This window comes from Microcoleus sp. Pol12B4 (assembly GCF_036701385.1).
Taxonomy (GTDB): domain Bacteria; phylum Cyanobacteriota; class Cyanobacteriia; order Cyanobacteriales; family Microcoleaceae; genus Microcoleus.
In genome coordinates this window covers 1-11,199 of record NZ_JAUBQR010000222.1, presented here as the reverse complement: position 1 = coordinate 11,199, position 11,199 = coordinate 1, and the positions used below count along the sequence as shown (strand labels likewise).

The window sequence follows — 11,199 nt, the reverse complement described above, 5'->3', positions numbered from 1 at the left end:
GTTGGCGACAGTGATTCCGATGGTGACTTATTTCTGGTATCAAGGTTTTTCGTGATCGGGTGCTGATAAATTCGATCTGTTGCCGTTTTGTCCAGAAATTAAGGCAGGGCTGCACTAATCTTGAACGTATTCTCGATCGCTCAACAATGCAATTTCTGCTCGCACAAATTCCCGTCCCAGATAAGCCGCGTGATCTAACATTGTCACCGGACAGGGGCGGGTTTCTTCTAGGATTTTGACACAAAGTTCTTTGGCGGTTCTGCCGGTAAAAAGTGTGACCTCCGTGCGCTCTACTTTGCCACGGGCGGGGATGGGTTTACCAGTTTCGGGATCTACTGCGAGGCCTCTATCGTCGATGATGTTGGTGAAATGTTTGGCACAAATTAAGCTGGTTTCGCGATCGAGATAAATGATGAAGTAGCCGCCGGGATCGAGGTCGATGTGGCGTTTGGATAGCTTGTCATCGATTGCGGTGAGATTTTCCAAGGTTTGACTCATGGTTGGTGAAAGAAAGTAGACAATAGCTATATTTTTTTTGCTATTTCTAGTTTAGTCGGCTGCGGGACAAGTTTGGCAGGTTGGTTGGTTGAATGCGAGGGAAAGTTTCGGGCGATCGACAATTCCTGCAATTTGCCGATCGCTCCTATGCCACAGTCGATCGGGCTCGACAGAGAAATTGATGAGTGAACTTAAGACGCGATCGCTGTTAGATCCCTGACTTTTTCAATAATTCGGGGCTCTGGGTATTGTGTTTTTTTAGTCATCGATCACTTATATATGATGAAAATTCGGTTATTATTGTATATATAATTTGTTGGTATTAAAGCTAAGCAATAATGAAATTTATAGATTTGTTTTCCGGAATAGGAGGTTTCAGACAAGGGTTTGAAAAAATTGGCTTTAAATGCGTTTTTTCCTGCGAAATCAACAGTAAATGCCGAGAAGTTTACACAGAAAATTTCGGTGAGGTTCCTTTTGCAGACATCAGTAACATCAATCCCGCCGATTTAGCAGAATTTGATATTTTAGTCGCCGGGTTTCCGTGCCAACCTTTTAGCATCTGCGGCAAAAAGCTAGGTTTTGAAGATACTAGAGGCACGCTATTTTTTGAGCTTTGTAAAATTATCAAAATAAAGCAACCTCAAGTAATTGTCCTCGAAAATGTCAAGCACTTAATCCATCATGACAAGGGAAATACATTAAAAGTAATTATTGCCAGTCTGGAAGATTTGGGATACAGCGTGAATTACAAAATGCTGAATGCTAAAGACTTTGGAATTCCTCAACATCGTGAAAGAATATTTATTATTGCAACTAAAGGTAAAGAATTTAATTTTTATGGACTTAAAACCAACTTGACTCCCAAACTTAGGGATTTTCTAGATGAGACAGGAGATTTTGAAATATTGGACAAATCCGAGTATACTTTAATTGAGTCTCCGAAAAAGCAAGATTCGGGGCTTTTGTTTGTAGGTTACAGAAACAAAGGTACTTGGAAAACTGGCGTGAGGCCAAATACAGAACATTTATCGAGGGTTCACAGACAGCCTAATCGAATTTATTCGGTAGATGGAGTGCACCCGACTATTCCTTCGCAAGAGACATCGGGCAGGTTTTTTATCTACATACCTGAGCAAGATATGGTGAGAAAATTGACGCTGAAGGAATGTTACCGTCTTATGGGTTTTCCTGAAGATTTTAAGAGTTATCCGAGTGCGGGTGAAAGTTACAAGCAAATTGGGAATTCGGTTTGTGTACCGGTGGTGGAGGCGATCGCGCAAGAAATATTAAGTCAAAATTTATTGTATGATGAAATCAAGGAAGTGCCAACAGGAATAAATGAATATTTACAGCTTCCTCTTTTCTAACAGCACTTACGCAATTGTCACACTCCAATCGACTTGTAAGGTGCCTCAGACGGATGTAGAGAGCGATGATCGAGGATTTTGGTTCTGACGCACCCTACTAATACAGGACTAAGATTAAATTCCTTAGTTCGATCGCCAATTTCATTTTAACACAGCCTCATCCTGTGAAATTTGCACTCAAAACTCCGATGTTGACTGTCGATCGATATTTGTATGAACACGGCAGTACGGTGTCCAAACCCGAATATATTTGTAGGGATACAGCATTGCTGTGTCCGCGATATTTGCAAGGACACGGCAGTGCCGTGTCCCTACCGAAAACCGCCATACAAGAACAGATCGGACGCAATCTTAATTCCCGACTGCAAACAAATATTAGGCGGGAACTTGGATTTTTTCAGTCCCGGCAAGTTCAAAGGCTGCGTGAATTGCCTTCAAAGCAGTTACGGCTTGTTCCTCATCCACAACGCAGCTAATTTTAATCTCGGAAGTTGCAATCATTTGAATGTTAATTTGCTGCCTGGAAAGCGCTTCAAACATCCTTGCCGCTACTCCCGGATGCGCTACCATCCCGGAACCGACGACGCTAACTTTGGCTATTTGTGTATCGACTGCTACTTCGCCCCATCCAAATTCTGGGGCAGCTTTTTCGAGGGCTTTTTTAGCAGCTTCGGCGTCAATTTGTGCTACGGTAAATGCAATGTCGCGAGTTAATATGCCGTCGATATTGTGGCAGCGCTGCGACTGAATGATCGTGTCTACGCTGATATTTTCCTCGGCTAAAAGTCCGAACAGTTTTGCTGCTACTCCGGGTCGATCGGGCAATTGGCGAATTGCTAGACGCGCTTGATTGAGATCCAACGCAACGGCGCGAACTGCGGGCGGTTTTTGAGATGATGAACGCAGCCCAATAGGGGAGTTGGCAACATCAAATGTTTTGCAGAGTTCGGCAACGGCCCGATCGCAATCTTCGGCATCGATCGCACAACTAACTTTCACCTCGGATGTAGAAATCATTTGAATGTTAATCCCCGCATCCGCTAAAGTCTTAAACATCTGCGCCGCTACCCTCGGACGACCGATCATTCCCGCACCCGCAATGCTAACTTTAGCTATTGGCCGTTCTTCTGCTTTCACTTCCGGTTCTCCCAATTCTGGGCGAGAATTCTTGCCGAGCGCGGGTACGATCGCATCTGCAACCGCGACAGCTTGATTCAGCGAATTTCTCGTCACTGTGAAGGCAATATCGTTAGTATTTCCTTCATGAATTGACTGGATAATTAAGTCTACATCGAGGTTTTGTTGCGCGATCGCACCAAACAACCGCGCTGCTACGCCGGGGCGATCGGGCAAACGCAGTAGCGACACCCCCGCCTGATCTAAGTCAAATTCCACCGCATCGACGGCTTTTGCGAGCTCCAAGCCCTCCAAAGGCCGGGGTTGCGGGGGTGGGGACACTACACGGGTACCGGGGGCGTCACTCCAGCTAGAAAGCACTACTAGGGGCACGCCGTAATTCTTGGCAATTTCTACCGCGCGCGGGTGGAGGACTTTTGCGCCCAAACTCGCCAATTCCAGCATTTCGTCGCAAGTGATTTCGTCCATCAATTGCGCGTCGGCAACCAAGCGCGGATCTGTAGTCAGAATTCCGGGCACGTCGGTATAAATTTCGCACCTGTCTGCCCGCAGCGCTGCAGCGAGGGCAACTGCTGTCGTGTCGGAACCGCCACGGCCCAAGGTGGTAATTTCCAATTCTCCGGCATCGGCTATGCCTTGGAAACCCGCAACAACAACGACTTTACCGCTTTTTAACTGGCTTTCAAGCCGATTCGGATCGATTCGCAAAATTCGGGCGCGGGTGTGGGCGGCTTCGGTGACAATGCCGACTTGGGCGCCGGTGAGGGAAATTGCGGGCTGTCCCATTTCCTGCAATGCCATGCTCAAAAGTGCGATCGAGACTTGTTCCCCAGTGGAAAGCAACATATCCATTTCCCGCTTGTTGGGATTTGGGGAAATTTCCTTGGCGAGTTTAACCAAACCGTCGGTGGTTTTTCCCATCGCCGAAAGTACGACAACGAGAGAGTTGCCAAGCTGTGCTGTTTTTACTACTCGTCTGGCTACTTCCAGAATGCGATCGACTGTGCCAACCGAGGTTCCGCCATATTTCTGAACAATTAGTGCCATAGGACTTACACAAAAAGTGATGCAATACTTAAGTTAATATACGCAAATTTTTGATAATAACCGATGAATGTTTATATCGTTTCTGAGGAGGCTGCTAGGCGATCGGGTTTTTACAGCACATGATAATCCTAGGGACACTCAATTGCCGTGTCTCTACCGGAACCTGCGACTGATGGGAATTTAGATTGTTGATTGAAGAATTGAAGAATTGCGAATGACTTATGAAGAACCCAACCCCGATAATCATCAGTCATCCCCAATCCCCAATCTAAAATCTAAAATCTAAAATCGAATTACCGTCCTTCTAACTCTCGCAAACGCGCTTCTAAAGCTTGAATTCGCAACTCAGCTTCTATGCGCCTTTGTCGTTCTTGTTCTACCACTAATTCGGCTTGTTATGCCCGTTCCTCGGCGGCCGGCAGCAAATTCCCGGAGGCATCCCACCAGCGCAGCCAAGGCAGTTCTACGCCCTGATAAACCCCTTGCCAAATGCCTAATTCCGCTCCCATTTGTGCGATCGGGTAATGTCGGCGCTGATTTTATGGGACTAACTCGAAGCGATCCTCTACCAAATGATAAACTTCAACTTGTGCTTTTGTGACTTCATAAATGCCGTAAAAAGCAGGTCGAATTATCCGCTCGTAAATCCAGAATTTTCCCTGGCGAGGAGTCCTATCTCTTTCTTCACTGCCATCGCCAGAAACAAATTAAAGTACAATCAGAGGCGGCATTAATTCCTGCCACATTACATAGGAACGGCGCAGATTTCCGTCAAGAGTTGGCGGCACGTCTGGCACGTAAAACCAATCAGGTGCTTCGGCTACTCTTTCTGGCGGTTCCGGGGGTTGGGCCACCCGCCAATAAATACCGGAATCTTGACCGATGCAGTATTGTCCATCGGGATGAATTTGATCTAACAATGGGTCGAAATGAAGTTGTTAACAGGATGCTTTGAGGATGTTTTTGAAAGTTTTTCACAAAAGTACCGTCAGAGTCTGGTAATTGAGTGTGGTCTGGGAAATCTGTGGCTATAATTTCGGGTTTTTCGGTGACACTCATTTTGACCTCTTGAATGTTGAAAAATTATACTTATAATTGGTAAATGAGAGATTAATTATGCTATTATATCGTGGCAAACCTCCGATTGCTAGATAGAATCTATTAAATAATATGAGTCAGTACAAGTTAATTATTTTTGACTTCGACGGCACTTTGGCAATTACTCATAAAGCTATTGTTTTTTGCTTTACAAAAACTTTCAAAAGTTTCAATATTATCCCGCCTGCTGCTGATACTATTATAAGTACGATCGGCATCAATTTACCAAATAGTTTTAAAATCCTCCATCCCGAGATCGAGGAAAGCGCAATTCCAGAATGGGTTGAAACTTACCGCTCTTATTATCGGACGGAAGGTGAAAAGCAGGTAGAGTTATTTACCGGGACAAAGCAAGTGTTGCAGTTGGTGAGCAAGTCTGGATTGAGCATGGGAGTTTTCAGCAACAAACAGGTTACGTTTGTTAATTTATTACTAAAGAGTTTGAGAATTCACAGTTTTTTTGATTTGATATTAGGTGATAACGGACAAATAATTCCGAAACCAAATCCGAGTGTTTTTCACTCGATTATTAAACCGCTGTTCCCGGAGTTAGATAACAGTCAAATTTTAATGGTTGGCGATACAGCGGTTGATTTGCTGTTTGCTAAAAATGTTGGGATAGATGTTTGTTGGGCGGCTTACGGATATGGCGATCGCGCTCAGTGTCTCGCCCTAGAACCGACTTTCGCGATCGACGATATTTCGGAACTTGCTGTGTTCGTTCAAAATTAATTTTTCCTCGACTTTTTTCATAAAAAGTTAATTTTTTAAACAGCAAATAAAAAAGAAAATATTTAACTATAGCCAGATGCTAGATTTTTTATGATTCAATCGAAAAAATAAATGCCCCAACCTGCAAGCCGCATAAACTCTGCCAAGTAAACCATACCAAAGATAGAGTTATCGCTGAGCAAGCTATTATAAATTAACAAGTAGGATTCCTTGGAAACCAGAAGGAAGCAGGAAAAAGAACGAGGGAAGCCAAAATTTTTAAGGTAAAATTTACCGCCAAAATCCTGCATAATAGCCTTCTAACTTCGGCCTTCGGAAAATAGGCAATTCTGTTAAACTCTAGGGTGTGCTGCCAGTCGGGATAGACAATAAACTAAACTCAATTTATAGAAACTCATGCAGATAGATATAAGCATTCCTTCTGAAACGCTATCGCCGACTCGTACTGGCGGCACACCGAATTTAATAGAAGAAGTCTGGAGGCTGTACGATCGCGCCCTGGCAGCTACCAGCAACGGCATCGCGATCGCGGACGCTACCCGGCCGGACAAGCCTATAGTCTACTGCAACGGGGCTTTCGAGCGGATTACAGGCTACAATCGCAGCGAAATAATCGGGCAGAATTGCCGCTTCCTGCAAGGCCCGGATACCGATGGCGCTGCCGTCGAGCAAATCCGCGTGGCTTTGAAAGAACAGCACGACTGCAAAGTAGTTCTGAAAAACTACCGCAAAGACGGCACGCCCTTCTGGAACGAACTCGCCATCTCGCCGGTGCGCGACAGCAGCGGGCTCGTTACCCACTTCATCGGCGTCCAATCTGATATCACCGATCGTAAACAAGCAGAAGAAGCCCTCAAACAAGCCGAGGCAAAATACCGCAGCATCTTTGAAAACGCCACCGAAGGCATATTTCAAACCGCCCCAGACGGGCGCTATCTCAGCGCCAACCAGGCACTCGCCCGAATGTACGGCTACGATTCCCCGTCAGAACTGATCGCAAAATGTTCGGCAAAAAACCTTTACGCCGATCGCACCCGCCGCGCTTCCTTCATGGCAGAAATCAGCAAAAACGGCTCGCTGAAAGAGTTTGAGTCCTGCGTCCGCCGCCAAGACGGCAGCACTACCTGGATCTCGGAAAACGTGCGCGAAGTTCGCGACGAAGATGGCGAACTCCTTTACTACGAAGGAACCGTCGCCGAAATAGCCGATCGCAAGCGCGCCGAAGCAGCCCTGCGAAATCAAGAATACTGGCTGAAAACCGCGATTAACGCCGTCCCCGACGCGATCAACCTCACAGACAGCGAGGGGCGCTGGCTGATTGCCAACGACTGCGCCCTGCAACTTTTGGGCTGGGAAACCGCAGACTATCAGGGTAAAACTACTGCCGAACTCGCTATTGCCGCCGATCCGAGAGTCAGAGACATCCTGCTAACTTGGCAGGAAACCGACGAAACCACTTGGCAAGCAGGCACTCTTACCTCCAGCCGCCAAATTGTTTCCTTGCCCACAGGCGGCAGCAATTTGTTTGAAGTGCGGAAAGTGCCACTGTTCAACCCCGACGGTTCGCGCAAAGGTTTGGCAGTGGCGGGGCGGGACATCACGCAGGAAGTGGAAGCGGATGCAGCTTTGCGCGACAGCGAACAGCGGTTTCGGGCAATTTTTGAACGCGCTGCGATCGGCATGGTAGTCGCTACCCTCGAAGGTGTTGCGATCGCCACTAATCCGTCATTTCAAGCTATGTTAGAGCGATCGGAAGCTCAACTGCGGGGTGTCGGCCTCGACGACTGCGCGCACCCGGAAGACGCAGAAGTTTCGCGCCAGTTGCGCCAAGAGTTGGCCGCGGGCTCCCGCGAAGCTTATCAAATTGAGAAGCGCTACCTCCGCCAAGACGGCAGCATCAGGTGGGGACGCCTCAGCGCCTCTGTCATCGACAGCAGTCAGGGAACGCCACAGTTTATTTTGCAAATGGTAGAGGATATTACCGATCGCAAACAAGCCGAGTCAGCTTTGTTCCAAAATGAGGCTAAGTGGCGATCGCTAATTCTCAACAGTTCCGACATCATTACTATTCTCGACGCCAGCGGTCGCATTGTTTACGAAAGCCCTTCTGTAGAAAGAGTTTTAGGCTACGAACCCGATGAACTCGCCGGTCCAATTGCTCTCGATTTGATCCACCCTGACGACCTGCCCTCGGTGATTTCCGACGGCGAAAAACTGATCGCAAATCCAGGCGATCCGATCGCCCTAGAAGGTCGGTTCCGTCGCGCTGACGGTTCTTGGTGTTTTCTCGAAGGTGTGGGCATCAACTTGCTAGCAGACCCCACTGTGAAAGGAATTGTGATCAACTCCCGCGACATGACGGCGCGCAGGCAAGCAGAGTACCGTCTCAGCAAAATCAACGAGTGCTTTTTGGGATTCACCACCGACGCCGCTGACAACATCCAGCGCCTGACATCCTTAGCCGGGGAGCTTTTGGGCGGAAACTGCGCCATCTACAGCCACGTCGGTGGCGAACTCCTGCGGGCGATCGCGACTTGGCAAGCGCCGCCTGACTACCCGCTGGTCGATCGCGCCAAGGGCCACATCTGCACCGACGTATGCAGCAAAGGAAGCGATCGGGCTGTTGCGATTCCTGACTTGCAGAACACGATCTACGCCCAAACCGATCCCGCTGTCATCCGCTACCAACTGCGAAGCTATCTAGGACAAGCAGTGCGGCTGGGCGGCAATTACGTGGGTGCGCTGTGCCTTCTCTACACTGAGTCGATCGCGCCCACAGAAGCCGACTGCAAGCTGATCGGAATTATTGCCGGGGCGATCGGAGTCGAGGAAGAACGGGCCGCTGCCGCCGATCGCGATCGTCAAAAATCCCAAGAACTGCAAACAGCTTTGAGCGACTTGCAGCAAACTCAAATGCAGCTAGTACAAACCGAAAAAATGTCTTCCCTCGGACAGGTGCTAGCAGGAATTGCCCACGAAATTAACAACCCAGTTGGCTTTGTCGCCGGCAACCTCTGCCACGTCCGAGGCTACGTTCTAGACTTATTAGAAATCGTACAGGTGTATCGAGAAGAGTACCCGAATCCCCCAGCAAAACTTCAGCAACAAGCCGATGATATAGACTTAGAATTTCTAGCAGAAGACCTACCCAAGTTGCTCAATTCAATGCAGACCGGATGCGAACGCATTGTAGAAATTATTCAAACTCTCCGAAATTTCTCGCGGGCGGACGAAGCGAAAATCAAAACTGCCGACATTCACGAAGGTTTAGAAAGTACCTTGTTAATGTTGAACAGCAGACTGAAAGCAAAACCCAACTGGCAGGGTATTAAAGTGATTAAAGAATACGGACAACTGCCACAAATAAACTGTCATCCCGGACAGTTAAATCAGGTATTTATGAATGTATTGGCAAATGCGATCGACGCCTTGGAAGAAAGCAGCAGCCAAGCAAAAAATACCGCAGATTCTACCTTTCCTACTATTACTATTAAAACTGAAACAATTGATGACAAAAGCATTTTAATTCGCATCAAAGACAACGGTATCGGCATTCCAGAAGATCACATTGTACGTTTGTTTGACCCGTTTTTTACCACAAAACCCGTAGGTAAAGGCACAGGTTTAGGTTTATCAATTTCGCACCAAATTGTCGTTGAAAAACACAACGGCAAATTGCAGTGCCTCTCAGAACCCGGTAAAGGTACTGAATTTATCATCGAAATTCCAATTCGTTGACATCAGGACGCCGCTAATCAGGATCTCATGTCCATGAATATAGTTACAGTAGATTTCACATTTATGAAGGACACCCGCCTATTGAGCTATCCCCGCAGTAGGGACTTAGCCTCAGCCTTATCGCTGTTGACAGTTGACGATGAGCCTAAAAACTGAAAATTATGCTTATATTTGGTGGCAGATTGAAGGAGACTTTACCAGGACGATGTAGCGCAGAATTGCTATCAGTGGTTCCACACCATACTCTAATAGCAATTCCGGTTGCATCGGAATAGTCAAATCTAGTCAACAGTCAACAATTCCCGATGGATATTTCCACCAAAATTTCTCTAATTTATCTGCGTTAATCTGTGTTGATCTGCCCTCATCGGCGCTAAAAACAAGAGAATGTATTAACAGCAGATGACAAGGGATTGATGCTGATTCACGCAGAGGTAGAGAACAGAGAACGGAATAATGTCGATGCTAACAGATTTAATCTAACGCAGTAAGATGCTTCAGGCACACCCTACATATAGCAGTTTTCAACTGAGTCAGGTAATCTCCAGTCAGCGCCCCATTGCCCATTACCAATGTGTACCTAACTCAACTGAAAAATACTATAACTAGGTTCCAGGCAGCCCTAATTTACTTAAAAACTAAACTGCGTCCGCAAATTGCCCACAAAAATTGTCGGGTTGTTATCGAAATTATTGGCATTGCTGATCGCGTAAAATGCTGGCACGATCGAAATATGGTCGGTGAGAGGCAAATAATAAGTTGCCTCAATTTCGTACTGCGTGCCGCCATTACCTCCGCCAGAAACCAGAAACCTCCGGCCGCCAGTAAAGTCAAAAGGTACTAAATATGACACCGTAAGCAAAGCTCCTTCTTTGAACAAATCGGGAAATGCAAGCCCTAACTGATAAGATTGATTTTTGATGGTGCCGTCGGGTCGGTTAGTCTTGGGAAATATATTGGTTTCGGCGTAGCCGTAACGGCCGAAAAGACCAAAACCGCGAGTGACTGACCAATCGAAATTGAAACTATAAGTATTCGCAGTCGCATTCCCCAGCCGACCACCAAAACCGTCATCTGCCACACCGTTTAACGGCTTGCTGTTAGGAGATCCAATTAAGCCGCCGATTTGCTGGATGTTGGAACGGCTGTACAAAAAGCGCAAATTAGTCCGATCGCTCGGACTGAATGTTAATTCTGCTGTAGTTGTATTTGTCCCACCAAACAAGCCTTGAGACGGATTGGAAGCGGAATTAAACACGGAAGTTGGCAAAAATTCTGTACTCTCGCCCAAATAGCCAAAACGCAGTTTCAATGCGCGGCCGATATCCCACAAAACCAAAGCACCGGCACCGCGTCTGGTAGCGCTTAACAAAGGGCTGTTGTTAGAATTAAAGCTGCTCGCACCGTCTACGAAAAAGTTAAATTTATTGTTGTCAAAGTAGCGGTAAAAATTAATCCGCGGCCCGACTACTACTTGCAAGCTGTTGCTAAGCGGGAACCGATAGGAAAGTTCTCGCAGGGTAACTTCATTGGGATTCACCCCAGCAGTCTGGTCGAGAAAAGGAGTGCCAAAGGTATT

General features: G+C 46.9%; 6 protein-coding genes and 1 pseudogene. 3 read left to right on the top strand and 4 right to left on the bottom strand.

The features are described from left to right. Nucleotides 1–114: 114 nt before the first annotated feature. Nucleotides 115–498, bottom strand: coding sequence for a DUF4346 domain-containing protein (locus QUA38_RS23745; protein WP_333166222.1), 384 nt, complete (start codon nt 496–498; stop codon nt 115–117). Between the two features lie 338 nt (nt 499–836). On the opposite strand from QUA38_RS23745, the gene dcm reads away from it, so the two are divergent. Then, a complete protein-coding gene (gene dcm, locus QUA38_RS23740; protein ID WP_333166219.1) occupies nt 837–1,868 on the top strand; it encodes a DNA (cytosine-5-)-methyltransferase in 1,032 nt (343 codons plus the stop codon). Nucleotides 1,869–2,243: 375 nt separating this feature from the next. Here the strand turns inward: dcm and QUA38_RS23735 are convergent, their stop codons facing one another. Further along, complete coding sequence (locus QUA38_RS23735; protein WP_333166216.1) at nt 2,244–4,052, bottom strand: aspartate kinase; 1,809 nt, start codon at nt 4,050–4,052, stop codon at nt 2,244–2,246. Nucleotides 4,053–4,345: 293 nt separating this feature from the next. Beyond that, a pseudogene (locus QUA38_RS23730) lies at nt 4,346–5,111 on the bottom strand (Uma2 family endonuclease). Between the two features lie 111 nt (nt 5,112–5,222). On the opposite strand from QUA38_RS23730, the gene QUA38_RS23725 reads away from it, so the two are divergent. Together QUA38_RS23725 and QUA38_RS23720 are read left to right on the top strand one after the other, a co-directional pair. After that, the gene (locus tag QUA38_RS23725) at nt 5,223–5,882 is read left to right on the top strand and encodes an HAD family hydrolase (protein ID WP_333166214.1); all 660 of its coding nucleotides are present in this window, start codon (nt 5,223–5,225) and stop codon (nt 5,880–5,882) included. A 396-nt stretch (nt 5,883–6,278) separates the two neighbouring features. Further along, on the top strand, nt 6,279–9,620 hold the full coding sequence (locus QUA38_RS23720; protein ID WP_333166211.1) for a PAS domain S-box protein: 3,342 nt from the start codon (nt 6,279–6,281) through the stop codon (nt 9,618–9,620). 631 nt (nt 9,621–10,251) lie between these two features. Here QUA38_RS23720 and QUA38_RS23715 read toward each other — a convergent pair. Continuing rightward, on the bottom strand, nt 10,252–11,199 hold a 948-nt coding region (locus QUA38_RS23715; RefSeq protein ID WP_333166209.1), incomplete at its 5' end, for an iron uptake porin.

Excerpts from the sequence above, each read along its gene's own strand:
- QUA38_RS23720 (WP_333166211.1), top strand. The coding sequence starts at position 6,279 with ATGCAGATAGATATAAGCATTCCTTCTGAAACGCTATCGCCGACTCGT.
- QUA38_RS23735 (WP_333166216.1), bottom strand. The coding sequence starts at position 4,052 with ATGGCACTAATTGTTCAGAAATATGGCGGAACCTCGGTTGGCACAGTC.
- dcm (WP_333166219.1), top strand. The coding sequence starts at position 837 with ATGAAATTTATAGATTTGTTTTCCGGAATAGGAGGTTTCAGACAAGGG.
- QUA38_RS23725 (WP_333166214.1), top strand. The coding sequence starts at position 5,223 with ATGAGTCAGTACAAGTTAATTATTTTTGACTTCGACGGCACTTTGGCA.
- QUA38_RS23745 (WP_333166222.1), bottom strand. The coding sequence starts at position 498 with ATGAGTCAAACCTTGGAAAATCTCACCGCAATCGATGACAAGCTATCC.